This is a genomic window from Dactylosporangium sp. NPDC000521 (assembly GCF_042898305.1).
GTDB lineage: Bacteria > Actinomycetota > Actinomycetes > Mycobacteriales > Micromonosporaceae > Dactylosporangium.
The window spans coordinates 254208-278515 of sequence record NZ_JBIAYW010000006.1 but is presented as its reverse complement, the minus strand read 5'-3'; the positions used below and the strand labels follow the sequence as shown (position 1 = coordinate 278515).

At 73.3% G+C, this 24308-nt stretch carries 22 protein-coding genes; 13 read left to right on the top strand and 9 right to left on the bottom strand.

From position 1 onward, the window contains the following. Positions 1-50 precede the first annotated feature (50 nt). A complete protein-coding gene (locus ACFY3L_RS21775) occupies positions 51-464 on the top strand; it encodes a hypothetical protein (RefSeq protein ID WP_389326717.1) in 414 nt (137 codons plus the stop codon). A gap of 275 nt (positions 465-739) precedes the next feature. Then, positions 740-988 carry a hypothetical protein gene (locus tag ACFY3L_RS21770; protein WP_389326714.1) on the top strand — a complete coding sequence of 83 codons (249 nt, stop codon included), beginning with the start codon at positions 740-742 and terminating at the stop codon, positions 986-988. Here the strand turns inward: ACFY3L_RS21770 and ACFY3L_RS21765 are convergent. From ACFY3L_RS21765 to ACFY3L_RS21755, 3 genes are all read right to left on the bottom strand, one after another. After that, complete coding sequence (locus ACFY3L_RS21765) at positions 977-2995, bottom strand: ABC transporter ATP-binding protein (RefSeq protein ID WP_389326710.1); 2019 nt, start codon at positions 2993-2995, stop codon at positions 977-979. The genes ACFY3L_RS21770 and ACFY3L_RS21765 overlap by 12 nt on opposite strands. 221 nt (positions 2996-3216) lie before the next feature. Then, positions 3217-3537, bottom strand: coding sequence for a hypothetical protein (locus tag ACFY3L_RS21760; protein WP_389326707.1), 321 nt, complete (start codon positions 3535-3537; stop codon positions 3217-3219). A gap of 165 nt (positions 3538-3702) precedes the next feature. Beyond that, positions 3703-4203, bottom strand: coding sequence for a YcxB family protein (locus ACFY3L_RS21755; protein WP_389326704.1), 501 nt, complete (start codon positions 4201-4203; stop codon positions 3703-3705). Positions 4204-4404: 201 nt separating this feature from the next. On the opposite strand from ACFY3L_RS21755, the gene ACFY3L_RS21750 reads away from it, so the two are divergent. The 4 genes from ACFY3L_RS21750 to ACFY3L_RS21735 all read left to right on the top strand — a co-directional run bounded on the left by ACFY3L_RS21750 (position 4405) and on the right by ACFY3L_RS21735 (position 9541). Next, on the top strand, positions 4405-5496 hold the full coding sequence (locus ACFY3L_RS21750; protein WP_389326701.1) for a glycoside hydrolase family 26 protein: 1092 nt from the start codon (positions 4405-4407) through the stop codon (positions 5494-5496). A gap of 80 nt (positions 5497-5576) precedes the next feature. Further along, positions 5577-7034: a hypothetical protein gene (locus tag ACFY3L_RS21745; RefSeq protein ID WP_389326698.1), complete on the top strand. Its 1458-nt coding sequence runs from the start codon at positions 5577-5579 to the stop codon at positions 7032-7034. 98 nt (positions 7035-7132) lie between these two features. Then, on the top strand, positions 7133-8302 hold the full coding sequence (locus ACFY3L_RS21740; RefSeq protein WP_389326696.1) for a PucR family transcriptional regulator: 1170 nt from the start codon (positions 7133-7135) through the stop codon (positions 8300-8302). A gap of 150 nt (positions 8303-8452) precedes the next feature. After that, positions 8453-9541, top strand: a complete 1089-nt coding sequence (locus tag ACFY3L_RS21735; RefSeq protein WP_389326693.1) for a TerC family protein — start codon at positions 8453-8455, stop codon at positions 9539-9541. On the opposite strand, the gene ACFY3L_RS21730 is transcribed toward ACFY3L_RS21735, so the two are convergent. Beyond that, entirely contained in the window at positions 9496-10035 is a 540-nt protein-coding gene (locus ACFY3L_RS21730; RefSeq protein WP_389326690.1) for a GNAT family N-acetyltransferase, read from the bottom strand. The genes ACFY3L_RS21735 and ACFY3L_RS21730 overlap by 46 nt on opposite strands. A gap of 111 nt (positions 10036-10146) precedes the next feature. Between ACFY3L_RS21730 and ACFY3L_RS21725 the strand changes: the two genes are divergently transcribed. From ACFY3L_RS21725 to ACFY3L_RS21715, 3 genes are all read left to right on the top strand, one after another. Beyond that, positions 10147-13491, top strand: a complete 3345-nt coding sequence (locus ACFY3L_RS21725; RefSeq protein WP_389327360.1) for a DUF4132 domain-containing protein — start codon at positions 10147-10149, stop codon at positions 13489-13491. A 137-nt stretch (positions 13492-13628) separates the two neighbouring features. Next, positions 13629-14687, top strand: a complete 1059-nt coding sequence (locus tag ACFY3L_RS21720; protein WP_389326687.1) for a Gfo/Idh/MocA family oxidoreductase — start codon at positions 13629-13631, stop codon at positions 14685-14687. 575 nt (positions 14688-15262) lie between these two features. Then, positions 15263-15769, top strand: a complete 507-nt coding sequence (locus ACFY3L_RS21715; protein WP_389326684.1) for a hypothetical protein — start codon at positions 15263-15265, stop codon at positions 15767-15769. 15 nt (positions 15770-15784) lie between these two features. On the opposite strand, the gene ACFY3L_RS21710 is transcribed toward ACFY3L_RS21715, so the two are convergent. From ACFY3L_RS21710 to ACFY3L_RS21700, 3 genes are all read right to left on the bottom strand, one after another. Beyond that, complete coding sequence (locus ACFY3L_RS21710) at positions 15785-16528, bottom strand: phosphatase PAP2 family protein (protein WP_389326681.1); 744 nt, start codon at positions 16526-16528, stop codon at positions 15785-15787. Positions 16529-16573: 45 nt separating this feature from the next. Next, positions 16574-16996 (bottom strand): DUF3592 domain-containing protein, encoded by a 423-nt coding sequence (locus ACFY3L_RS21705; RefSeq protein ID WP_389326678.1) that lies wholly within the window; start codon positions 16994-16996, stop codon positions 16574-16576. Between the two features lie 77 nt (positions 16997-17073). Next, positions 17074-17739: a macro domain-containing protein gene (locus ACFY3L_RS21700; RefSeq protein WP_389326675.1), complete on the bottom strand. Its 666-nt coding sequence runs from the start codon at positions 17737-17739 to the stop codon at positions 17074-17076. 216 nt (positions 17740-17955) lie between these two features. Between ACFY3L_RS21700 and ACFY3L_RS21695 the strand changes: the two genes are divergently transcribed. Continuing rightward, a complete protein-coding gene (locus ACFY3L_RS21695; RefSeq protein WP_389326672.1) occupies positions 17956-19512 on the top strand; it encodes an ADP-ribosyltransferase domain-containing protein in 1557 nt (518 codons plus the stop codon). A gap of 1201 nt (positions 19513-20713) precedes the next feature. Here the strand turns inward: ACFY3L_RS21695 and ACFY3L_RS21690 are convergent. Both ACFY3L_RS21690 and ACFY3L_RS21685 read right to left on the bottom strand, forming a co-directional pair. Beyond that, positions 20714-22012, bottom strand: a complete 1299-nt coding sequence (locus ACFY3L_RS21690; RefSeq protein ID WP_389326669.1) for a hypothetical protein — start codon at positions 22010-22012, stop codon at positions 20714-20716. A 68-nt stretch (positions 22013-22080) separates the two neighbouring features. Then, a complete protein-coding gene (locus ACFY3L_RS21685) occupies positions 22081-22662 on the bottom strand; it encodes a hypothetical protein (RefSeq protein WP_389326666.1) in 582 nt (193 codons plus the stop codon). A gap of 190 nt (positions 22663-22852) precedes the next feature. Between ACFY3L_RS21685 and ACFY3L_RS21680 the strand changes: the two genes are divergently transcribed. The 3 genes from ACFY3L_RS21680 to ACFY3L_RS21670 all read left to right on the top strand — a co-directional run. Then, positions 22853-23443, top strand: coding sequence for a DUF4232 domain-containing protein (locus tag ACFY3L_RS21680; protein ID WP_389326663.1), 591 nt, complete (start codon positions 22853-22855; stop codon positions 23441-23443). A 99-nt stretch (positions 23444-23542) separates the two neighbouring features. Next, positions 23543-24010, top strand: coding sequence for a PaaI family thioesterase (locus tag ACFY3L_RS21675; protein WP_389326660.1), 468 nt, complete (start codon positions 23543-23545; stop codon positions 24008-24010). Continuing rightward, positions 24010-24308 (top strand): hypothetical protein (locus ACFY3L_RS21670; RefSeq protein WP_389326657.1); only part of this gene is annotated, 299 nt, incomplete at its 3' end. The genes ACFY3L_RS21675 and ACFY3L_RS21670, both read left to right, overlap by 1 nt.

The window sequence follows — 24308 nt, the reverse complement described above, 5'->3', positions numbered from 1 at the left end:
TCAATCAGGCCGATCAATCAGGCCGATCGACGAAGACGGGTGTTTGTGCGATGCGCGACCGGGTCACCTTCAGCATCGGCGAGCACGGGGTCCCGTCGGCGAAGACCGAGACCGGCCACTTCAACCTCCTCGCCGGCCAGCTGATCAGCGACATCATCAGGTACGCACCGGACCTGCTGACGCTCGTGGACAAGATCGACCGGGTCCGCGCCGGCGAGTCGCCCGCCGAGGGGTACGAGGGCAACTCCTCGCTCTTCCTCGTCACCCCCGACGGCGTGCAGGTCTCCGACCTGGCGGAGGACGGCGACTCGGCCACCTACACGTTCGACGAGGCCCGCGCCGTGATCCTGCAGTACCTGGACTTCCTCGCTCCCTCGGCCGCGCAGAAGCAGGACGCCGTGTCCCGCTGGGAGGCCGAGGCGGGCCGCCCGTACCCGGGCCGCGGCGAGCTCGGCCTGTCCTGACCCCACCCGCCGCGGGACAGCAGGCGGTGATCGGGGCGTCGCGGGGAGTCGACGTGTAACGCGGCGCGAGCCTCATCCGCATCTTCCGAAGCATTGATCGTTCGCTCCGGAAGGATTGCCCGTGCTCGCTTCCAGGCCCTTCCGGCACGCCGTCGCGCCCGCCGACGGCACCTGACGTTGCTCACCCCCCGGAAACGCCGGGCCGGCAGTGATGCCTCTGCCGGCCCGGCGCCGGAGCACGACGACCCCGTCCAGAACCGGCGAGGAGATGTGCGGTGACCGACCCTGGCATCCGATGGGTGCTCCTGTACCGGACGGCCGCCGACTGGCGGTTCTCGGTGGGCGAGTCGCCTGAGAACGTGTCCAGCGGCGTCCTGCCGGGCACCCCGCCGGACGCCCCGGTCGAGGCCGCCCAGCGCGACGTGCGGACCCATCTCCGGGACGGCTGGCCGGTCCCGGACGACCTGACGTGGCGGCAGACCAGCGCGGACTCCTGGGCGGCGGTGCCTTTGTCAGGCCCGTGACGGCGAGCCGGCGTCGCCGTCGGGTGTGGTCTCGGGCGTGATGGCCTCCGGTGCGGTTGCCTCGGGTGCGGTTGCCTCGGGTGTGGTGGTCTCGGGTGTGGTGGTCTCGGGTGTGGTGGTCTCGGGTGTGGTGGTCTCGGGTCGGGTGGTCTCGGGTCGGGTGGTCTCGGGTCGGGTGGTCTCGGGCGTGGTGGCGAGGAAGCCGCCGGACTGGCGGGTCCACAGGTCGGCGTAGCGGCCGCCGAGGGCCAGCAGGTCCGCGTGGGTGCCCTGCTCGGCGATGCGGCCCTCGTCGAGGACGACGATCCGGTCCAGGTGGGCGATGGTCGACAGCCGGTGGGCGATCGCGATCACGGTGCGGCCGGCCATGACGGCGGCGAGGGTGTCGTGGATGGCGGCCTCGGCCTCGGAGTCCAGGGCGGACGTCGCCTCGTCCAGGACCAGGACCGGGGCGTCCCGGTAGAACGCGCGGGCCAGCGCGATCCGCTGCCGCTGGCCGCCGGACAGGCGCACGCCCCGCTCGCCGACGTGCGCGTCCAGGCCGGTCCGGCCGTCCGCGTCGCGGAGCGCGGCGACGAACGCGGTGGCGGCCGCGCGCCGCACCGCCGCCGTGACCCGCTCCTCGTCGCACGGGCCGGGCCCGGCGATGTTCTCCCGGACGGAGCGGTGCAGCAGGGTCGCTTCCTGGGCCACCATCGCGATCTGGTCCCGCAGGCTCTCCTGGGTGACGGCGGTGATGTCGGTGCCGTCGATCGTGATCGTGCCGGACTCCGCGTCGTGGAAGCGCAGCAGCAGCCCGACGAGCGTGGACTTGCCGGCGCCGGAGCGGCCGACCACGCCGACCCGCTCGCCGGCGGCGATGTCGAGGCTGACCCGGTCGAGCCCGCCCGCTCCCCGGCCGTAGTGGTGACTGACGCCGGTGAAGCTGATCGCCCCGCCGCGCACCTCCAGCCGTGCCGCGCCGGGCCGGTCGGCGACGGCCAGGGGCTGCGCCACGGTCCGCAGCGCCCGCCGCAGCACGCCGACCGCGCCGAAGAGCGACGACACGGCGTCCAGCAGCCACTCGCCCATGGCGGTGATCCGGAAGCTCAGCGCCAGCGCCGCCGCGACCAGGCCGATGGGCGCGGCGTCGGTCCGCCACAGCGCGATGCCGTAGCCGGTGAGGCCGACCAGCAGCGCGCTGCCGAGCGCCAGCATGGTGCCGTTCATGGTGACCTCGACCCGCTGCAGGTCCAGGTGCGCCCGGCGGGCCCGCGCGAACACCCGGCGGTCGTGCTCGGTGCGGGCATCTCGGCCGCCGAGCAGCGCGAGCGTGTCGACGTTGGCGTAGGAGTCGACGAGCAGCCCGGTCAGCTCCGACTCGGCGTCCTGGAGGCGCTCCGACGCGCGCCGGTAGCGTGGCACCGCCCAGCGCATGAGCAGCGCGTACGCGACGATCCAGGCGACCAGCGGCAGCAGCAGCCGGGCGTCGATGCCCGCCATCAGCCACACCGAACCCACGACGTACGCGACGACGTGCAGGAGGGTGTGGATCACCGAGTAGGCGGCGGTGCTCGCCGCGTCGCCGCCGTCGCGGACCCAGGTGGCGATCCGCCCGGCGAGGTCGTCGCGGAACCAGCCGACCGACTGCCGGGACACGTGCCGGTGTGCCCGCCAGCGGGCGAGCGGCCGCGCGTTGGCCCGGAACGCGATGTCGTCCAGGGCCTCGCTGACGAAGTTGAACAGCGGCCAGACGAGCAGCACGAATGCGGCGACGGTCAGCAGCTGCGTGCCGTGCGTGGCCCAGAGCGTGTCCGGGCTGCCGGTGGCGAGCAGGTCGACCAGGTGCCCGGCGTAGCCGATGAGCCACACCTCGATCGCCGCGGACAGCAGCGTGGTGGTGGCGGCCGCGGCTACGACCGGCCGCAGCGGCCGGAGCTCGTCGAGGAGGAACCGCCGTACGCCGGCGGCGGGAGCGCGGTCATCTGAGGGGAAGGGGTCGGCGGGGTTCTCGAAGAGACGGAACACGAAGCGCCTTTCCGGCGGGGAGGACGGACGGGAGGCCGGGGTGAGCGCCGGATGCCTGCATGACCGTTCTCCTCTTCGTGTGTCTGTGTCTGTGGCCGAACCTATCGGTGCCGGTGCGGCACCGCACGCGATTATTGCTTTCAGGCACGCCGGAATGGCCCGCCGCGATGCCCGGCGGACCATTCCTTGCATTTCACGGAATTGCTACGTCATTCCAATGTTCAGATGGAGATGGAATAGACGTACACGCCGAGCGCGCTGATTCCGCCGTGCGCGACCGCGAAGTAGGTGCCGTTGGCGGTGTACAGCATCATGGTGCAGTTCGAGTCGTTCTTCACCGACCCGGTGTAGCGGTTTACGCTGCTGTTCGTCGGCGCGCTGCCGACCTGGAACCAGCCCCCGCTGTAATTGAACGCGCTGTTCAGGGCGTAGCTGCCGGAGCAGCCGGCGGCCTGTGCGGGAGCGGGTGCCGCCAGGCCGAGGCCTGCGGCGAGTGCGGCGGCCGCGCCGAAGCGCGCCACCTTCGTGGCGGTGCGTGACACGATGTTTGTCCTTCCCCGTGATGGACGTGAATGCGTGACCCGGCAATACTTGCAGCCGTCCATTCCGGGTGTCAATGCTTTCCGAGCAATTCGAGGGAGCGCTCTCCCGGTGTCCGGAGACCGGTCCGTACCGTGAATGCGTGTTCGGTCAGCGGACGTTGAATTTCAGGGCCCGGCCGGTGGCAGGTCGCCGCGCGACACGAGGAACTCGCGCAGCGCCTGCTGCTGCTCGGCGGTCATGAACTGCTGGGGGATCACCGTGTAGGGCAGCCGGCCGGTGAACAGCACCCAGAAGCCGCGGTCCTCGGTGACCCGGGTGACGTCGTCCCAGTCGAGGCTGCCGCGCTCGGTGCCGCTGCGCATCGTCACCGTGTCGTCGTTGATGTCGTAGCCGCCGTCGACCGCGAGGCCGTCGAGGCGCCGCCGGGCGGAGCGGCGCGCCCAGAACGGGAACAGCATCGACAGCACGCCGACGACCAGGATGACGGTGAAGAACGGGCTCGCGTCGAAGTTCCGGCCGCCGATCGGCACCCACAGGCCGACCAGCCCGAAGGCGATCAGCCCGAAGCCGATGTAGCGGTACTTGCGCAGGTAGACGTCGCTGAGCACGGTGGCGACCCGGGCCGCGTACGCGGGGTCTGCCGGGACGTCGAATCGGATGTGCACCCGCGGAACGATACCGCGCTGCAACGTCTGTGCCCGCTCTGGTGTTCACGGGTGTCCACCGGTGTCCACCGGTCCGCGGACATCGAGCGTGGGGCGGACACCTCAACGGCAACCGGTGACGAACCGGGGGCGCTCCGGCCGCCCCGGAATCTTGTTCAGGTCAGGCCGCAGGGGCCCGGCAAGAAGACCTGGGGAGATCTTTTGACGTTCGCCACGCTGAACTCCGACCGTGTCCGTCGCGTCGTTCGCCGCCTGCTGCCGATCGGGGTGCTCGCCGCGGGTGTCCTCGCGGGCGCCGGCACCGGCACCGCCGCGTTCGCCGCGGACGCGACGGCCGAGGGCACCCAGTGCACGGTGAACGCCAAGCTCGTCCCGGCCTGCGGAGTGCTGTGGGGCGCGGCCGCCGGCGGCTTCTCCGACGTGCCCCGCGACCAGGCGCTGAAGACCTTCGAGCAGAAGACCGGCCGCACCGCCGCCGTCTACCACACCTACCACAAGGGCAACGAGCTCTTCCCGACCAAGGACGAGGTCGCGATGACCGCCGACCCGGCGAGGCCGCGCACCCTCATGCTCAACTGGAAGGTCGCGTACGGCTCGACGTGGGCGAAGGTCGCCGCCGGCGCGCAGGACGCCCGGATCGACCGCGAGGCCGCCTACCTGAAGGCCAACTTCACCAAGCCGTTCTTCCTGGTGCTGCACCACGAGCCGGAGAACGACGTCAACCCGAAGGCCGGCTCGGGCATGACCGCGAAGGACTTCGCCGCCATGTACCGGCACACGATCCTGCGGCTGCGCGCCGCCGGCGTCACCAACGCCGTCTCGACGATCGCCTACATGAACTACGAGAAGTGGAACAACTCCCCGTGGTGGGGTGACCTGTACCCGGGCGACGACGTGATCGACTGGATCGGCGTCGACTCGTACCTCAACGCGCAGCCGAACGGCTTCCACAGCGGCGACTTCACCTCGCTGATGAACCGCACCACCGGCAACCAGAAGTCGAAGTACCCCGGCTTCTACACCTGGGCCACCACGAAGCACCCCGGCAAGCCCGTCATGGTCGCCGAGTGGGGCGTCTACGACTCGTCCGCGAAGGTCAACGGCGTCAACAAGGCCAAGACGTTCGACACCGTGCTGAAGAACCTCGCGGCGATGCCGGCGATCAAGGGCCTCGTGTACTTCGAGACCGCCCGCGACCAGTCGGGCCACGACATCCGCGTCGACGACACCCCGCAGGCGCTGGCCGCCTTCAAGCGCGTCGCCGCCGACCCGCGCTTCGACGTCAAGCTCTAGGTTTTCCACAACCGCCACGTTTTCCACAGCCGCCCCGGGCCTTCGGTCCGGGGCGGCCGTCGCTTTGGCAGACTGCCCCCATGAGCGACATGCCCAGCGGGATCGTCATCCCCACCGTCGACGGTGCGCCGAGCACGTCCGCGCTCGGGCGGGGCGTCGTCGCCGACGCGCTGCGGTCCGTGGCGCCCGAGTGGGCCCGCGAGGCGGAGACGACGAAGAACTGGCGCGGCGAGTACCTGCGCCACTTCCACCGGCTCGTCGAGGCCGGGCTGCCGTCCCGCGAGGCCGCCCTGGCCATCGCCGGCGACGGGCTCTCGTCGTTGCGGTCCCGGATGCGGTACCGTCCCGGCCCGGACGCCGACGAGCAGCCCCTGGAGAGCGTGTTCGACGCACCCGCCGGCGCGCCCCTGCGGACCGTCACCGTCGCCGGGTCGGGCGAGGCACTGCGTTCGCTCGTCGTGCCCTACCGCGGCGAACGGCTGGAGGGCGAGCGCCTGCTGCACCAGCTCGACGCGTGGGTCGGCAACGGCGTCATCGAGCCGTCGTGCGCGGAGGCGGTGCGGACCGTCGCCGCCAACCCCTCGTGGCTCGCCCTCGAAGGGCGACCCGTCGTGGTGCTGGGCGCCGGTGCGGAGATGGGTCCGCTGACGGCGCTGCTGCGCTGGGGCGCCGACGTCGTCGCCGTCGACCTGCCCCGCCCCGCGATCTGGCAGCGCCTCCTGGAGACCGCGCGCCGCTGCGGCGGGCGCCTGCACGTGCCCGTCGCTCAGGAGGGTGCCGACCTCGCCAGGCACGCGGGCGCCGACCTGCTGCACGAGCTGCGACGGGTCGCGGACTGGCTCGGCGAGGTGGACGGCGCGCCGGTGCTCGGCAACTACGTGTATGCCGACGGCCCGCTCAACGTCCGGGTCGCGGTCGCCGTGGACGCGCTGACCGTACACCTGCGGCAGGCGCGACCCGACCTCGCGCTCGCGTTCCTCGCCACGCCGACGGACGTGTTCGCCGTCCCGGACGACGCGGTCGACGAGTCCGGCCGGCGGTATGCGACCGCCAAGGGCATCGGGCGGCTGCGCGGGCCGCTGCGGGTCCTCAGCGGCGGGCGGCTGCTCGCGCCCAACTACGCGGGCACCCACCCCGGCATCAACGACAGCCTGGTGCCGCAGCAGGGGCCCAACTACGCCCTGGCGAAGCGGCTCCAGCGGTGGCGGGCCGCGCACGCCCGGGCTGAGGGCGCCACGGTGTCGCTGACCGTTGCGCCGGCGACCCGCACCCGCAGCGTCCTGAAGAACCGTCTGCTCGCCGCCGCCTACGCGGGCGCGCACCGCTTCGGCATCGAGATTTTCGAACCGGCGACGAGCAACACCCTCATGGCCGCGCTGCTCGTCCACGACCTGCACGTCGAGCGGCCCGCGCACACCCACCCGTGGGAGGACGAGGCGCACGCGGCGGCGCACGGCGGGCTGTGGCGGCAGCCGTATGCGCCCCGCAGCGCCCTCGGCATCGCCGTCCTCTTCGGCTTCGGCACCGCCCGCGGCTGAGGCCCCATCAGGCGTGCGCGTGCCTGCATCGTGCCGCCGCGGCGCTTCGCCGGTTGTAGCCTGGTTGTCCGGGTTCTCGTACGTTGGGGTGGTGGCAGGTGTCCGACCTCGAGCGGATCGCCGCCGCCGCGGCGGGGGACGCGGGTGGGCTGGACCCGTCGCTGCTCGGTGGGTTCCTGACCGCGGTCGTCGCCGCGACCGCCGACGGCCGGCGGCTGCGCCGCCGTGAGCTGGAGGCGTGCGCGGCGTCCGGGCGCCGGGCGGCCGTGCAGGGCGTGGCGCTGCGCGCGCTGGTGGACCTGTACCTGTCGGCGGCGTGGCGGCTGTGGCGCGACGCGCCCGACGTGGCCGATGGGGACGCCGCACGGGTGCGGGGCTCCGCCCTCGCCGTGCTGCGGGCCGCCGACGACGGCGTGGCCGCGCTGGTCGAAGGGTTTCAGCTGGCCCGGGCCGACGTCATCCGGCTGCAGGAGGCCGTCAAGCACGACGTCATGGAGGCGCTTCTCGCCGGCGGTCAGCAGGCGATCGAGGCGACCGGCCCCGCCGCCGAGATCGGGCTCACGCTGTCCGGGCCGGTCGCGGTGCTGGTGGTCCGGCGGCCGGCGGGCTTCGGCGGGCCCGACACCGCGGCGACCCCGGGCCGCCTCGAACGCGCCCTGCAGGGCCGCCACGGCGACGCGCAGCCGCTTGTGCTGATCCGCTCCGGCGAGGTGGTGTGCGTGTTCGCCGCACCCGACGCCGCGGCGGTCGCCACGGTCCGTGACGTCGTCACCCGAGAGCTGGACCGGGCCGTCCGGGGCGTCCATGGGGTGGGGCGCTCCTGGCGGGGCGCGGTCAGCAGCCCGCGGATCGGGGCGGCGGCGGTGCGGACCAGCCACGACGAGGCGCGGTACGCGCTGGACCTCGCCGACCGCCTCCGCCTGGAGCAGCCCGTCGTCGACGCGCGGGACCTCACCATCTACCGGGTGCTGCTGCAGGACCTGCCGGCCGTCCACGACCTGGTCCGCAGCACCCTCACCCCGCTCACCCGGGCCCGTGGCGGCGCCGGCCACTTGGTCGAGACCCTTGACGCGTACTACGCGACCGGCTGCGTCGCGACCGAGACGGCGGCCCGGCTGAACCTGTCGGTGCGGGCCGTCACGTACCGGCTGGCCCGCGTGGCGGAGCTGATCGGGAGGGACCCGGCCGATCCCGCCGAGCGGCTCACCCTCCACGCGGCGGTCACGGCCGCCAGACTGCTCGACTGGCCTTCGACGCCGCTCGAGTAGCGCTGCTGTCGCCGCCGGTCGTGCGGCGTTCTTCGTTGCCGGTCGTCGGCAACGTTTGGCCGGTCGAATGTCCTGCGGCCGACGCAGCGGGGGGCCGGGGTCGCGGGCGACGCTTGAACCCGGACGAATTGCGATCTGGAGGGATGGTTCATGCTCGACGTACCGGTCTGGCTGTGGGTGACGTTCGGCGTCGGTGTCGTCGTCATGCTCGCCGTCGACCTGCTCGCCCACCGCAAGGCCCACGTGATCGGCTTCCGCGAGGCCGCCAAGTGGAGCGCGGTGTGGGTGGCGCTGTCGCTCGCGTTCGCCGGCCTCGTCTGGGCCACCCTCGGCGCCCAGGCGGGCGTGGAGTTCACGACCGCGTGGCTGCTGGAGAAGAGCCTGTCGGTCGACAACCTCTTCGTGTTCGCACTGATCTTCGGCTACTTCGCGGTGCCCAAGCAGTACCAGCACCGCGTCCTCTTCTACGGCGTCATCGGCGCTCTCATCTTCCGGGCGATCTTCATCGCGGCCGGCGTCGCGATCATCAGCAAGTTCACCGTCGTGCTGTTCGTCTTCGCGGCGATCCTGCTGTGGAGCGCGTACAAGCTGATGAAGGACGACGAGGACGACTACGACCCGAGCACCAACATCGCCGTGCGCCTCGTGCGCAAGGTGCTGCCGGTCCAGGACGAGTACTCCGGCGCGAAGTTCTTCGTCAAGCAGGGCGTGAAGTGGGTCGCCACCCCGATGCTGGTCGTCGTGGTCGCGATCGAGGCCGCCGACCTGGTCTTCGCCGTCGACAGCGTGCCGGCGGTGCTCGCGGTCAGCGACGACACGTTCATCGTCTATTCGTCGAACGCCTTCGCGATCCTCGGCCTGCGGGCGCTGTACTTCCTGCTCGCCGGGATGCTGGACCGCTTCCGGTACCTGTCGAAGGGGCTGGCGATCATTCTCGCCTTCATCGGCGTGAAGCTGGTCCTGCAGGCCGCGCACAAGACGATCAGCACCTCGGTGCCGGAGATCCCGTCGCTGGTGAGCCTGGCGGTGGTCGTGACGGTGCTGGCGGGGTCGGTGCTGCTGAGCTTGCGCGCGGGCCCCGCGCCGGAGGCCGGTCCCTCCTCGCTGGACGCCGGGCCTTCCTCGCTGGATGCCGGTCGCTCCTCGCTGGACGCGGGTCCCGCCGGCGCCTCCGATCCTTCCGATCCCTCCGATCAGGATTCGTCGGTGCTCAAGAGCGACCAGATCTCGAGGTCGTGACGGATCCCCTGGTACGGGCTGACCTCCCGCAGCACGCCGTCCCGGCGCATGCCGAGGCGGCGTGCGACGGCGCTGCTGGCCGTGTTGTCCGGCCGGCAGCGCCACTCGACGCGGTGGATGCCGCGGGTGTGCACCGCCCAGTCGACCAGCACCCGCACCGCCCGCGTGACGAGTCCCCGCTTCTGCCCGGCCGGCTCCAGCCAGCAGCCGATCTCGCAGGTGCCGGCCTTGGCGTCGAACGCCACGAACATCGTCCCGCCGACGAGCGTCCCGTCGAGCCAGATGCCGAACAACCGGCCGGCGTCGCGGGCGGCGAGGTCCGCGTACCGCTGCAGCGTCGCCCGCGCCGTCTCCAGGTCCGTGCTGGCCCCGGCCCACGGAATCCACGGGTCGACGGTCTTCCGGGCGCGGTCCATGTGGGCGAGGAACTCCTCGGCCTGCCACGGCTCCAGCGGCCGTAGCTGCGCTGCTTCGGTGAGGGCGACGCTGAACATGATCCCTACGCTATCGTCCCCGGATTTCTTGTCGGGGGGTGGCGTTATGGTGGCGGTGTCGGGGGGTGCTTGATGTCGGTTGGCCAGTTGCTTGATGACGCGTTGCCTGCGGTGCTCGGGCATGTCGAGACGCCTCCGGAGATCGCCGCCGCGCCTGTGTCCTCGCCGCTCGGGCTCGCCGTCGCCGTCGCCGTGCTCGCGCGGCGGCTCGACCGGTTTCCCGAGGCCGAGTTCGACGCGCTCGTCGACGCCTGGGTGGCGGACCACGGGGTGCGGCACGTGGCGCGGGCGGTGGCCGAGCTCGCCGGGCTCTATGCCGGCGCCGGCCGCACGGGCGCGACGGCGTTCGTCACCTGGTCCACGGCCGGCGGCCCGCGCCAGGCGTTCCTCCGTGACGCCTGGGCGCGGTTCGCACTGCGGCTGCGGTCGCACCTGGTGACGCCGGGCGCGGCCGGTCCGGCCCCGGCCGTGCCCGAGGTGGTGGTGCCGGGTGTGGGCGTGTCTGGGGCGGTGGTGTCGGGTGCGGGCGTGTTCGCGGAGGTGGTGGAGGATCTTGCCGCGCTGCGGTCCGACCCGCGGCCGCTGCGGCGGCTGACGGCCTCGCTGCTCGCGCCGGCGGTGACGGCCTGGGTCGATGAGGACTGCGCGACCTTCGCCGACGCCGGCGACGAGACGATGTGCCGGCTGCTGCTGCCGTCGGTCCGCAGCCGCGACCAGCTCGATGTGCTCCTGCGGGTCGTCGCGCCGCAGTGGCTGTTCTGGGACGAGCCGACGATCTCCGGGCTGGCGGCGGCGATCGGCCCCGACCTCGAGCCGCACCTCACGCATTGGCTGCGCACCGAGCCGCTGACCGCCGACGCCGTCGCGTGGGCGGCGGGGATCCTGGCCACGTTCCCGACCGGCTCCGCGTTCGACGCGCTGATCTCATGCTCCGGCGAGCGGCGGGTGCGACGAGCCCTCGCCGACGCGATCCGGCGCTTCCCCGACCTGGCGCTGTGCCGCCTCGCCGAGGCTCCCGCCGCGCCGACGATCGACGTGCTGCTCGCCGCGCACGTCCGCGCCGACCCCGCCCGCGCCGCCCGTCTGCTGCCGGCCCTCAGCCCGCCCGCGGCCGCACGCGTCGGGGTGCTGCTGCGCGTCCCGTCCGCGCCGGCCGCCGCCGTCCCGCCGATCCTGGCCACACCACCCTGGACCGCTCCGCCGGCCGCCCCGGTCGTGGCGGGCCTGGTCTGCCCCGACCCGCCGGCTGTCCCCGGCGGCGGACCGTGGGCGGCGGCGAGCGCCGACGCGCTGCTGGACAGGGCCGGGCCCGACGTCGCGGCATGGATGGCCGGCTGGTTCGCCCGCTCGACGCAGACCCGGCCCGTCGCCGCGCGGTGGCTGCGCCGCCACCCGGCCGCGGCCGCGTCCGCGCTGATCCCGCCGGCACTGGGCCGATCCGGCACGGCCCGCCGCGACGCCTTCGCCGCCCTGCGGTTCCTCGTCAGCAGCGGACACACCGCGACCGTCCTCGCCGCTGCCGATCGGTACGGCCCCGCCGCCCTCGCCGGCGTCCGGACCCTGCTCGCCACCGACCCGCTGCACCTGCTGCCGGCCCGCATTCCGGCCACCCCCGCCTGGGCTGACGCGCTCCTGCTGCCCGGCCTGCGGGTCCGCTCCACCCCACCCGGCGAGGCGGTCCTGCCCGTCGAAGCCACCCGCCACGTCGTGACGATGCTGGCCATGTCGACCCTCGACGACCCGTATGCGGGGGTCGCCGTCGTCCGGCAGGGTTGCGACCCGGCGAGCCTGGCCGAGTTCGGCTGGTCGCTGTTCCAGAGCTGGCGCGCCGCGGGCAGCCCCTCCTCGCAGCGGTGGGCGTTCACGACCCTCGGCCTCATCGGCGACGACTCGACGGCGGCACGGCTGGCCCCGCTCGCACTCGCCTGGCCCGCCGCCGGCGAGCTGACCAACGCCCGTGCCGCCGTCGACATCCTCGCCACCCTGAGCTGCGCCGCCGTCACTCCATCCCCGCCCGGGCTCGACCCGCCGGCCTTCGCCGGTCCGGCGGCCGGTGGTGACTCCTCGGCCTCTGGTGGATCGCTGGCTTCGGCGGGTGCCGGGTCGCTCAGTGCGCTGCGGCAGCTGGTTCGCATCGCGGGGAGCGCTCGCGGCAAGCTGAAGGAGCACGCCGTCCGCCGGGCCGCCGAGGTCGCGGCCACCGTCGGGCTCGGTGCGGAGGAGCTCGCGGACCGCCTCGTGCCCGACCTCGACCTCCCCGCCGACGGCGCCCTGGTCCTCGACTACGGCCCCCGCCGCTTCACCGTCCGCCTCGACGAACACCTCCGCCCGTACGCCGTCGAAGGCCCCGGCAAGCATCCCGGCGACCCGGGCGGCGGGGATCGGGGCCGCGGCGACCTGCGTCGCGGTGACCCCGAGGGCGGAGAGCCGGGTCGGGGGGAGCCGGGTCAGGGGGAGCCGCGCCATGGGGAGCCGCGTCGCCGGGATCTGCCGAAGCCCGGGCCGCAGGACGACCCGGTGTCGGCGCCGGCGGCGTTCGCCAGGTTCGCCGAGCTGCGCAAGGAAGCCCGCACCATCGCCGGCGAGCAGACCCGCCGTCTGGAAGCCGCCATGGTCACGCAGCGCCGCTGGTCCGCCGCCGCCTTCCGCGACAGCATCGTCTCGCATCCGCTGCTGTGTTTGCTCGCCCGGCGCCTCGTCTGGGCGACGTTCTCCGGTCCCACCGCCGACGACGGCCCCGGCGGGGCGTTCCTTGCCGCGTTCCGCATCGCGGAGGACCTGACGTTCGCCGACGTCGACGACGAGCCGTTCGCCCTTGCCGGTGACGCCGTCGTCGGGGTCGCGCACCCGGTCACCCTGGGGGAAGGGCGCGGGGGCTGGGCGAGGCTGTTCGCCGACTACGAGATCGTCCAGCCGTTTGCTCAGCTGGGCCGCGCCGTACACCTTCCACCGGACGCGACGGGGTCACGGGGCGGCGGGGTCGTGCTCCTTCCCGGGGAGGCCCTTGCCGAGGCGCTCGGCGTCGCCGGGCGGACGACCGACGCGCGCCGCCTGCGCATGCTGGACCGGCGCGGCTGGCTCCGGGCACAGGCCGGCGACGGCGGCCGCATCCGGTCGGTGACCCGGCCGCTGCCAGGCGGCGAGCTGGTGGTGGTCGATCTGGAACCTGGCGTGTTCGTCGGCCGGTCGGACGGCAGCGGCAAGCAGACCATGACGGTCCGTGTCGAGCGCGACCATCCCGGAGGACCCCGGTCGCCGGACGGTGACGTCACGCAAGCCGGCACTGTCGCGCAAGCCGGCACTGTCGCGCAAGCCAGCACTGTCGCGCAAGCCGGCACCGTGGCGCACGCCGGGAGCGTCGCCGGCCCGGGGTGCGCCGCGTGCGTGGCACCCGTCGTGGTCGACGCCGTCACGTACTCGGAGATCGCCCGCGACCTGCAGGACCTTGTGACATGAACCGCAAACCCGAGACCGCTGCGGCCGGGTGCCGGGCCGGTGACCTGGGGCGCCGGCGGGCGGACCGTGTTCCGGCTCGGAGGGCTCGGGCAGGGATCTCCGCATGGGCCGTGGCGGGGTAAGGGAGACTGCAGGGCATGAGCGACACCACCTTGCGCGTCGGGTTGGTCGGGTACGGCACGGCCGGCGCGGCGTTCCACGCACCGCTGATCAGCACGACGCCCGGGCTGACCCTGAGCGCGATCGTCACCGCCAACCCCGATCGCCGCAGCGCCGCGGCCGAGGCGTATCCCGGAGCGACGTTGTTGACGGCGGCCGAGGAGCTGTGGGGGGCGGCCGGTCAGGTCGACGTGGTGGTGGTCGCCTCGCCGAACCGGACCCACGCGCCGCTGGCCCGGGCGGCGCTGGAGGCGGGGCTGCCCGTCGTGGTCGACAAGCCGCTGACCGCGACCGCCGCGGAGGGCGAGGCGCTGGCGCGGCTGGCGGCCGATCGGGGGCTGCTGCTCAGCGTGTACCAGAACCGGCGCTGGGACGGCGACTTCCTCACGGCCCGGCGGCTGGTGGAGTCCGGGGAGCTCGGCAGGGTGCTGCGGTTCGAGTCGAGGTTCGAGCGGTGGCGGCCGGTGCCGAAGGGCGGCTGGCGGGAGAGCGCCGACCCCGCCGACGTCGGTGGGCTCCTGTACGACCTCGGCAGCCACCTCGTCGACCAGGCGCTGCAGCTGCTGGGCCCGGCGACCGAGGTGTACGCGGAGGTCCACACCCGCCGCGCCGGCATCGAGGTGGACGACGACGTGTTCGTGGCGCTGCGGCACGAGGGCGACGCCCGGTCGCACCTGTGGATGAGCGCGCTGGCCGCGTCGCTCGGGCCGAGGCTGCGGGTGCTGGGCGACCGCGGGGCGTACACGAAACACGGCATGGACGTGCAGGAGGACGCGTTGCGGGCGGGCCGCCTGCCGACGGAACCCAGCTGGGGCGAGGACGACCCCGCCCGGCACGGCGTGCTCACCGTCGACGGGCAGGACCGGCCGGTGGTGACCGAGCCTGGTGCGTACCAGCGCTTCTACGAGGGCCTCGTCCTCGCCCTCCGCGACGGCGCGCCGCCGCCGGTCGACCCCGCCGGTTCGATCGCGACGCTCGCCGTGCTGGAGGCCGCCCGCCGCTCGGCCGACGACCACCAGGTGGTGAGGCTCGCCTGACCCAGGATTCCGCCGTTCGCCGTCGCTGTCCGGGCGCCGCCTGCCCGGCCGCGGCGCCAGAGCTGCGAGCCGGACGGCCCGGCAGGGGGTCGAAGCTGCGAGCCGGACGGCCCGGCAGGGGGTCGGAGCTGCGAGCCGGACGGCCCGGCAGGGGGTCGGAGCTGCGAGCCGGACGGCCCGGCAGCGGGGTCGGAGCTGGCCCCGGGCGGTGTTTAAGGCTCGGGGGCGGACGGCCGGCGATGGGTGTCGGTCCTGCGAGCCGGGCGGTGGTGCGCTTCGAGCCCGCTCGCCCGGCGGTGGTGTCACATCTGTGAGCCGGGCCGGCAGTGGAGCCGGACGACCCAGTGGTTTCGGGTCTGGGGCCGGGCGGTGGTGGACGTGGGAGCCGGACCGCCCGGCGAGGGTGCGGGGTCTGAGCGCCGGGCGGCGGAGGACGTGGAACCAGACCATCTGGCGGCGGTGGCGGTCAACCGGACCGTCTGGCGGTGGCGGTGTCCGATTGGGAGCCGGGCGGCGGTAGCGGTGGGAACCGGGCGGCGGGTGGCGGCGTCGGAGCTGGTGTGAGGATGTCGGTGGTGGCGTTGCTCGTGGTGGGGCTGCTCGGTGGCTGCGCTGATGGGCCGGGCGCCGGTGAGGGCGGCGGGGGCGGCGGAGCTGCGCTGCTGCGTGGGTTCAGCGTGCAGGTCGACGAGGCCGTGGCGGCGAAGGTTCCGGCGGTGCACCTGAAGGTGTGCGGCGACTGGGGATGTCACGAGCAGGACGTGACGCTGCTGATCTCGGGGCCGACCAGCGCGGCGCCGTGCCGGTCCGGGGACGGGGCGGCGGACGTGTGCGGGGTGGTGCGGCTGCCGGGGCCCGGTCCGGGGTACGGGTACGCGCCCGTGCCCCAGCTGACGCCCGACCCGGTGACCGTGACGGTGACGACCCCGCCGGGCGCGCCGCTGGCGATCGCCGCCGAGCTCACGGTCCGTGCGCCGGTCGTCTGCCAGGGCCGGCCGGCCAGGGAGGAGGGCTGCGCGGACGGCGTGCCGCAGGCGACGTTGCGCATCGCCGCGGACGCCACCGTGAGCCAGGTTGGATGACGCGGGAGCGAAGCGTCAGGTCGCCGCGGAGCCGAGGGATCGCGGCGTCGCCGGGAGCGGGCCGGCTGTGGCCTCGCGCGGGTGGGGCACGGCGGGGCGGCCGGCCGGGGTCCGGGGCACGGCCTTGTCGAGGATGCCGCGGGCCATGATGTACAGGCAGACCGCCCCGTTGACGAACGACGCGACGACGTCGCTGGGGTGGTGCATCCCGCGGTACATCCGCGTCGCCGCCACACCGAGCGGGATGGCGACCAGCGCCCACGCGGCGGCCCGGGTGAAGGGGCGGGTGGCGGCGCGGGCCAGCAGGAACGCCAGTCCACAGTAGAGCGCGACGGCCGCGGACGTGTGCCCCGACGGGAAGCTCGACGTGGGCAGCGAGCCGTCCATGCGCTCCACCGCGGGCCGCTGCCGGTGGATCGCGAGGGTCGTGAACAGGAACACCGCCGCCTGGGCGCTCACGGCCGCGCACAGGAACAGCGGCTCGCGCCAGCGGCGCAGCAGGAGGGTGAGGCCGGTCGCGGCGACCGCTGTGACGGCGATGATGACCGGTGTACTGGCGATGGTGCTGAACACGAGCGAGACGCCGGTGCGCGGGCCGGTGCGATGCGCCTCCAGGAAACGGTTGACGCCGTCCTCGACGGTCAGGGGCCACACGCCGGGCAGCACCCGCGTCACGAGGAGCCCGAGGCCGACCAGCAGCCCGTACAGGAGCAGCAACGGCAACAGGAGACGGACGGCGACGAGTGATGCGAGGCGCATGAATGTGCTGATACCCGTCGACCCTGGCCGACATTCGTGGGCCGGTCAGCCGCTGAGCATGACGGCCAGGCCGATCAGTCCGGCGATCGTGGCGGCGGTACCGAGGACGGCGCTGAGCATGTTCAGGCCCTTGCCGGTGCCCAGGTCCGCCTCGAGCTTGGCGACGTGCGGGGCCTTGGGGTCATAGAGGACGGCGACCGGTGTTCCGGGCCGGAAGCGGGGCGGGTTCGCCCCGACCGGGTCCGTCGCGCGCATCGGGCGGCCTTCGCGGGTGTGGTACTGGAAGACGGGCATCCCCAGCTGAACCCCGGTGGCGGTGAGGACGGACTCCCAGCTGACGTCGACGACCACACCGGGCACGCGGACCGCACGGGCCCGGAACCGTCGGTCGCTGCCGGAGGAGCGCACCGCCTTGACGATGTGCACCACCCCGACGAGCAGCAGCACCACGAACGCAACCATCACCATGTGCGACCATCCTCGGACCGGGCCCCGCTCGACGACCGCAGCGTGACCCGGGCCGCGTGCAGTTCTCGTGCAAGCGCCTATCGGCGCTGCGGCGGGGTGATCCGGACCCGCTCCTGCTCCGGACGGCGCTCGATGTCGTCCAGCTGGGCGCAGACCGTGGCGCGCAGCTCGTCGTAGTCGCCGAACGAGTACTCGCCGAACAACGTGTACCCGGCCCACATCAGGTTGGCGCACACCTGCGGCGGCACCTTGCCCGTGGCCGCGCCCATGCCGACGAGCGCGACCGACGTGATGCTGCCGCGCTCGGCCGCGTTCTGCATGTGGATCGCCTGGAACGCCGCCGCGCACGCGAGGGCCACGTTGAGCGTCTCGCGGACGTTCTGCACCGACTGCGTCATCGTCGGGGTGGAGATGAGGAACCTGGGGGTGGCGGCGCCGGACGGTACACACACCGCGCTGCCGATCGGCAACGCTCCGCCGAACCCGTCGCGGATGGCCCGCTGCACCCGCAGCTGGATGCCGGCGCCGAGGTGTCGCTTGACGACGGCGTCGACGCCGCCGTCCATCCGGCCCTGGGAGTTGGTCGGGCTGACCCAGGCGTCGACCCGCTGGTCGAGGATCGAGCCCTTGACGATCTCGACCTCGGGATTGTCCTGGAACGCCGACCGCCAGGCCTGCACGACCTTGGCGTTGACGTCGCTGAGGACCACCTTGAGCTGCGTGTTCGTGGCGTTTCCGGTCATGGCTCGCTCCGCTCTGGCTACGGTTCCGGCTGTGGTTCCGCTTGTGGTTCCGGCTGTGGTTCCGGCTGTGGTTCCGGCTGTGGTTCCGGCTTCGGCTTTGGCTTCGGCTTTGGGGACCGTAGCGGGTGCGCTTCGGCGGAAAAATTGTCAGAGGTCGGTGTTAGTCTCCGGGCGTTTTCGGGGCCTGGCCCCAATCGACGGCGACCTGGGGGCATCATGAGCGACGACGAGTTGGGCCTTGCCGAGCTGTTCAGCGGCGGCGGCGAGCCGTGGCTGCCGCTGCTGAAGCCCGTCATCGAGGCGCAGCCGGCCGCGGCCTCGTTCATCGGCCCGGGCCGCGGCTCGAAGGTCGTGCCCGTGCGGGAGCTGACGTTCCAGGCGCTGAAGCCCAACCCTCCGCACAAGTGGAAGGTCGTCGTCTTCGGGCAGAATCCTTACCCGCGGCCGGAGAGCGCCACCGGCATCGCCATGTTCGACAACACGTTCCACGACTGGGACGACAGCCAGTTCGGCAAGGTCATCTCCATCCGCTGCATCATCAAGGCCGCGGCGATGTGGAAGCACGGCATCCCCAAGAAGACCCCGATCGCCGACATCCGCAAGCTGCTGCGCCAGCACGACACCGTGCAGCCGCCGGAGTGGTTCCAGGCGATGCTCACCCAGGGCGTCCTGCTGCTCAACGCGTCGCTGACCGCGAGCAGCGACGGCGCGATGGCCACCGATCAGCACACCGCCTTCTGGCGGCCCGTCGTCGAGCGGCTCGTCGAGGAGATCCTGAAGGCGAAGCAGGACGCCGACGAGCCCGACCGCAGCGTCGTCTTCGCCTGGTGGGGCGCGCACGCCCGCAGCCTCAAGAGCGTCGTGCAGCGCCTCGAGCGACGCTATCCCGGCGTGCGGGTCCGCCACATCGACCACGCCAACCCGGCCGCCCAGGGCGACATCTTCTGCGACGGCGAGCACTTCGCCACCGTCAATGCGGCACTCGACGCCCTCGGCGCCGACGAGATCGACTGGCTGCCGAGCAAGGGGTGGAACGCGTCGGCCGCCACCGCCGACCGCATGGGCGCCTTCATCGCGTCCACAATGGAGCTGCACCAGCTCTACCTGGAGCGGCTCGCCAGCGTCAAGGACGAGGGTCTCGCCCTCCCCGCCATCACCGGCGTCTTCGACACGCCGCTCATGGACTTCCGCGAGGCGATCGCCCCCGCCGCGAAGGTCCTCGCCGGCCTCGACTGGCACGTCGAGCAGTCGCACCAGTTCGGCACGTCCCGCGCCGACACCGACGGCCTGTCCGCCGACGAGGTCGCCGCGCTGTATCTCTACACCTGCGAGTCCGCGTTCTACCGTCAGATCAACGCGAGCCTGCGCAGCCCCGACCGCTCCCGTGTCGTGCCCTACCTGCCGTATCTGCGCCTGCTGTTCTCCGCCGTCTCCCGCCTGCCCGCCCGCACCGAGCCCTTGTGGCGCGGCGTGTCGATGGACCTGCGCGCGCAGTACCCGGCCGGCCAGACCGTCACCTGGTGGGGCGTCTCCTCCTGCACGTCCAAGCTCAGCGTCGCCGAGTCGTTCCTGGGCCGCCGCGGCAAGCGCACCCTCTTCGAGGTCCACCCCGCCCGCGCCGTCGGCATCCGCCGGTTCTCCGCCTTCACCGGCGAGGAGGAGTTCATCCTGACCCCGGGCACCCAGCTGAAGGTGACCGACGTGCGAGCGGAGCGCGGCGGCCTGTGCACCATCCGCCTGACCGAGCTCCCCGACCAGCACCAGGTCACCTGACCCCGCCCCGCGACGCCTTCCCCACGCCGAGGCGAGACCGCGGCGCCGCACGGACGGCACCATCGCCCTTCGTATTCATGACCCGGTGGACTTCGCGCACCCAGGCCGGCACGAGGTCCACCGGATCACGAGGCCTTCCGGATCACGCATGGGGGAGCGTTTCGGCTGTCGACTCAGACCAGGCCGTGGCATCTCTGCCCGCGAGCGGACGGTGTTCGGTCCTGGGAGCGGACAGGTAGTTCGGCTCGGGGAGCGGCCGGCGGTTCGCGCCTGGGGTGGACAGGTAGTTCGATCGGGCAGCGGACGGGCGGTTCGCGCCTGAGAGCGGCCGGTCTCCGCGCTGATCAGCACGCGACGTTCCGACGCCGGGGGCATGTCGCTCTTCACGCGGCCGGCTTGACCGAAGGCCGCTTCCTGCCGCCGTCGTAACGGGTTCGTCCTCCCTGCGAGCGGCCAGGTCCCACGCTGATCAGCCCGCGGCGCTTCGAGTTCGGGGCGCGGCGCTCTTCGCGTGGTCGGCTTGATCGAAGGTGGGTTCTGGCCGTGGTCGTGGCCATTTTCGTCCTTTGATCACCGCGCCGGTGGTGCTGCGGTGTTGTGGCGGCATCGACGGCGGGGGGCGGGTCGTGGGTCGCGGCGGTGACCGCCGTCTGGGCACTGCCGTCAGGGGCGCGATTGTTGGTTCCGTGATCCGGTGGACCTGCATACCAGGGCAGCATGGGGCTTACCGGATCACGGGGGAGTGCACGCGGTCTTCCGGATCACGCAGGGGGAGCGCTTCGGGGCGTCGGCTCGGGCCAGGCTGGGGTGTTCTTCGGGTGGTGGGCTTGATCGAAGGCTGGTTCTGGCCGCCATCGTGACCGGTTCCGTCCTTCGATCACTTCGTCGTGAGGCGCCCTGGTGTCCGGAGGTGAGCTGCGGTGCTGTCGTGTCCCGCGGCGCGGGTCGGCCGCTTCGCGCCGGTCGGCCTGGCCGTGTCGACCGTCTGCGTGCGGGACCAGCCTCGCGATGCCGCGTCGAACGGCTGCGTGCGAGACCAGCCTTGCGATGCCGCGTCGAATGGCTGCGGGCGGCACCGGACTCGCGATGTCGCGTTGAACGGTCGCGGGCGGTACAGGACTTGCGATGTCGCGTTGAACGGTCGCGGGCGGCACCGGACTTGCGGTGCCGCGTTGAACGGCTGCGTCAAGGTGTGGGGGATTCAGGTGGCGCGGGTGCGGAGGTGGGCGACCAGGTCGGCCACGACGGTGGGCCACTCGGCGCCGAGGGTTGCCGGGGCCGCCCGCTCCGGTGCCTCTCCGTCGTGGACGACCGAGGCGAAGAAGCCGAACATCGCCGGCTCCCCGTAGCGCTGCACGAGGCGGGTCACGGCGAGCAGGGCGAGACCGTAGCGGGCGATCGCATCCTCCTTGGCGAGACGCTCGGGGGCCGGGCCGGACGGGAGTGACCCGTCCCAGCGGTTCGCGCGCACGTACCGGCGCACGAACGGCAGCCGGTCGTTGGTCCATGAGCCGTTCCAGTCGGCGGCGTACTCCGCGATGCCCTCGATCAGCCACCAGTCCGCGTCGATGCCGCCCTCGCCGCGGATGGTGACGACGTGGGTGAACTCGTGGACGAGGAGGTTGCGCAGCCCCTGGAACTCCTGGTCGGCGCGCTGGACCACCTCGCCGCCCTCCATGTGCGCGTACGCGGTGCCGTCGCTGTGGCCGCCGAACCAGGTGTCCCACTCGGCCTGACCGGCGAGGTACAGCACGTAGCGGTCGGGCGGCAGCGCCCAGTGCGAGAAGCGGTCCGCGAGGTCGGCACTCTGGTCGGCGGTGGCGAGGGTGGCTGCGAGCTTGCCCGCGTACCGCGCCGGCGCCGCGACGATGACCCGCCGCCCGGTCACGGCCCGCAACGGCGTCAGGTCCCACGGTTCGGCGGTGCGCTCCGCGTCGACCAGGACCGCGCGGCCGTCCACGACGGACCATGTCATGGACACCACAGTGGTCAGGCCGTGACAGGTCGCGGTGCCGAAGCAGTGGGTCGACCGAACGGGCATGTGCCACCGTCCATCGCCCTCCGGCTGGGGGCGGCCGACGACCGACGACCGCCACCGGGCCACGCCGAGCGCCTGCAGCGACGCGTACCGCATCCGGAACCACTCGTGCAGTGCGGGGTCGACCGGCGCGAGGTAGCCGTCGAGGTCGTCGAGGAGCAGCGCCTGGTTTTGCGCCGCGAGGGTGGCGTCGATGATGTCCCTCTCGGTCGGCGAGGGCGACACGGACGGCGCCGGTCCGGCGGGTGACGAGCCGGTCACCGCCGCCGGCGCCGTCCGCTGGCCGGGTGGCGACGACGCGAGGAACAACCCCGCGACCACGGCAGCGGCCAGCACCACCGCGATCGCGACCCGGGCCGCCGGCCGTGGCCGGCGCGGCTCCGCGGGTGGCGTCGGGAGCGGCCGGGGCTGGAAGGGCGCAGGCAGCAGCGGCCGCGGCTCGCCAGGTTCCGCGTTGATCACGTCCGGAGGGTACTGGCGGGCCGCTCAGCGCGCGCACCGACGCTTGAACGACCGGTGCGGTGGATGTCTCACATGCTCTGGCGGAACAGGTACAGCTCCCGGTAGCGGTGCCCGAGCCATGGCGCCGATGCGTCGACGACGGTCGTCCTGTGATGGTTGAGGCTGGCCACCGCGTACCCTCGCCAGGCGTCGCCGAGCGCGGTGATCTCCGCCAGGTCCGGCAGGTCGCGGTGCCTGTGCCTGGCGCCGAAGTCCTCGACCATCACGTTGTGGAACGCGTCCGCGGTGAGGCCGTCGAGCCCCCACACCGCCAGGAGCCGCAGGATGTCGCCCCAGCACGCCAGGTACGCGTCGTCCGGGGCGGCGAAGCACTCCGGCACCGTCCGCAGCGCCGCGCGCACGGGCGGGGAGACCGCGTCGTCCGGGACCGCGTAGACCGTGCTGTCGTAGTTGTAGTCGCTGGTGTGCACGACGAGGATGTGCGGCGGGTCGTCCTGCGGCCGCGACGGGCCGCCCTTGATCTCGGCGCCGAGCGCCTCCAGCAGCGCTGCGACGCGGGCGCGGGACCCGGCCGCGTCGTCGTCGCCGAACACCGCGGGGACAAGAGCGGATGCCGCGTCGTGGCGGCTGAAGAGGTCGTCGTCGGTCACGAGCCGGATCGTTGCATGCCCGTGCAAGGGCCCGGGAAGGCCCGTGCAAGGACCCGGGAAAGGCCCGTGCAAGGGCCCGGGAAGGGCCGTGCAAGGGTCCGTGGACGACCCGTGCAAGGCCTGTGCAGGTCCTGTGGGCGACCCGTGCACAGGTCGGCGGTGGTCGCGGCGGTACGGCATGATCGGCGGGATGAGCGCACGACGGCTGATGACGGTGGCGGTGGCGGTGGCGGCGCTGGCCGGGTGCGGCACGACGCCGGCCCACCCACCCGTGGCCCGGCCTGACGTGTCGATCCCGGCGATCGGGCCGGCGTCGCCGTCCGTGACGCCGACCCTGGTGCCGACGCCCGCACCGACGTGTGACGCCGCCGGCGTGGTGCTGTCCGTCGGGGAGGTCGACGCGGCGATGGGGCTGCGCGCGGTCGGCGTGACGCTGCGCAACTGCGGCAAGGCCGTCTACACCCTGAACGGCTACCCCGACATCGCCGTCCTCGACGCCGCGCAGCAAACGCTCGACGTGGCGGTCCTCGACGGCACCGCCAACGTCGCGACGATCGAGCGCTATGACGGTGTCCAGCCGAAGCGCGTCGACGTGCCACCCGGCGGCACCGCCGTCGCCGTCCTGGTGTGGCGCAACCTCACCACCGACGCGGCGACCGTCGCCAAGGGCGCGTACATCTCCGTGGCGGTCGCCGCGGGCCAGGCGAGGCACACGCTGGCGCTGTCGACCGACCCCGGCAACACGGGCAAGATGGGCGTCAGCCCGTGGGTCGCCGGCTGATCCTGCCGGCCGTTCCCTCGCGACACGGCCTGCTGACCGTCATCGGGCCATGGTGTGGGCGTGGCGCGGCCGTCATCTTGGCGTCGCACCGTCGGCGGAATGGACGCCACCGCGCTGGCCCGGTCGCTGCTGGATCCGATCCCGGCGCACCGCACCGTGGGACTCGAGGTCGTGCGCGCCGTCAACGGTGTCGGCGTGGTCGCGGTGACGGCGCCGCCGGCCCTCGCCAACGTCATCGGCTCGCTGCACTCCAGCGGCCTCGTCACCCTCGCCGACGCGGCCGGCCTCGCCGCGATCATCTCCGCGTGCCCGACCCCCGACGCGGTCCAGGGTGTCGTCCCGCTCGGCGCCGCCGCGACCATGCGCTTCCTCGCGCCGGCCCGCGGGCGGCTGACCGCCACCTGCCGGCTCGACCCCGACGCCCGCGAGACCCTCGCCGAGGTGTTCATCGGCGTCGCCACCCGGGTCCGGATCGCCACCACCGCCGACATCACCGACGAGACCGGCGGCGTCGTGTGCCAGGGCACCTTCGACTGGAGCGTCCGCCGCGCCCCCGGCGCCGCCTGATGCGGGTCCGGCTCGCGGCCGAGTTCGGGCTCGTGTTCTTCGTGCTCATCGCGGTGTACGCCCTGGCGGCACCGCCCGGAGGCCCGATACCCGCCCTGCTGCTGCTCGCCGCCGTGGCCGTGCTGTACCTGCGAAGGCAGCCCGGCTTCGACCGCCGCGACCTGTGGCGCCCCGGCGCACTGCTGGACCGCGGCACGCCGCTCGACCGCGGCACGCCGCTCGACCGCGGCACGCCGCTCGACCGCGGCACGCCGCTCGACCGCGGCACGCCGCTCGACCGCGGCACGCCGCTCGACCG

Excerpts from the sequence above, each read along its gene's own strand:
- ACFY3L_RS21775 (WP_389326717.1), top strand. The coding sequence starts at position 51 with ATGCGCGACCGGGTCACCTTCAGCATCGGCGAGCACGGGGTCCCGTCG.
- ACFY3L_RS21745 (WP_389326698.1), top strand. The coding sequence starts at position 5,577 with ATGAGCGACATGCCCAGCGGGATCGTCATCCCCACCGTCGACGGTGCG.
- ACFY3L_RS21735 (WP_389326693.1), top strand. The coding sequence starts at position 8,453 with ATGCTCGACGTACCGGTCTGGCTGTGGGTGACGTTCGGCGTCGGTGTC.
- ACFY3L_RS21730 (WP_389326690.1), bottom strand. The coding sequence starts at position 10,035 with ATGTTCAGCGTCGCCCTCACCGAAGCAGCGCAGCTACGGCCGCTGGAG.
- ACFY3L_RS21720 (WP_389326687.1), top strand. The coding sequence starts at position 13,629 with ATGAGCGACACCACCTTGCGCGTCGGGTTGGTCGGGTACGGCACGGCC.
- ACFY3L_RS21710 (WP_389326681.1), bottom strand. The coding sequence starts at position 16,528 with ATGCGCCTCGCATCACTCGTCGCCGTCCGTCTCCTGTTGCCGTTGCTG.
- ACFY3L_RS21705 (WP_389326678.1), bottom strand. The coding sequence starts at position 16,996 with ATGGTGATGGTTGCGTTCGTGGTGCTGCTGCTCGTCGGGGTGGTGCAC.
- ACFY3L_RS21700 (WP_389326675.1), bottom strand. The coding sequence starts at position 17,739 with ATGACCGGAAACGCCACGAACACGCAGCTCAAGGTGGTCCTCAGCGAC.
- ACFY3L_RS21695 (WP_389326672.1), top strand. The coding sequence starts at position 17,956 with ATGAGCGACGACGAGTTGGGCCTTGCCGAGCTGTTCAGCGGCGGCGGC.
- ACFY3L_RS21680 (WP_389326663.1), top strand. The coding sequence starts at position 22,853 with ATGAGCGCACGACGGCTGATGACGGTGGCGGTGGCGGTGGCGGCGCTG.
- ACFY3L_RS21675 (WP_389326660.1), top strand. The coding sequence starts at position 23,543 with ATGGACGCCACCGCGCTGGCCCGGTCGCTGCTGGATCCGATCCCGGCG.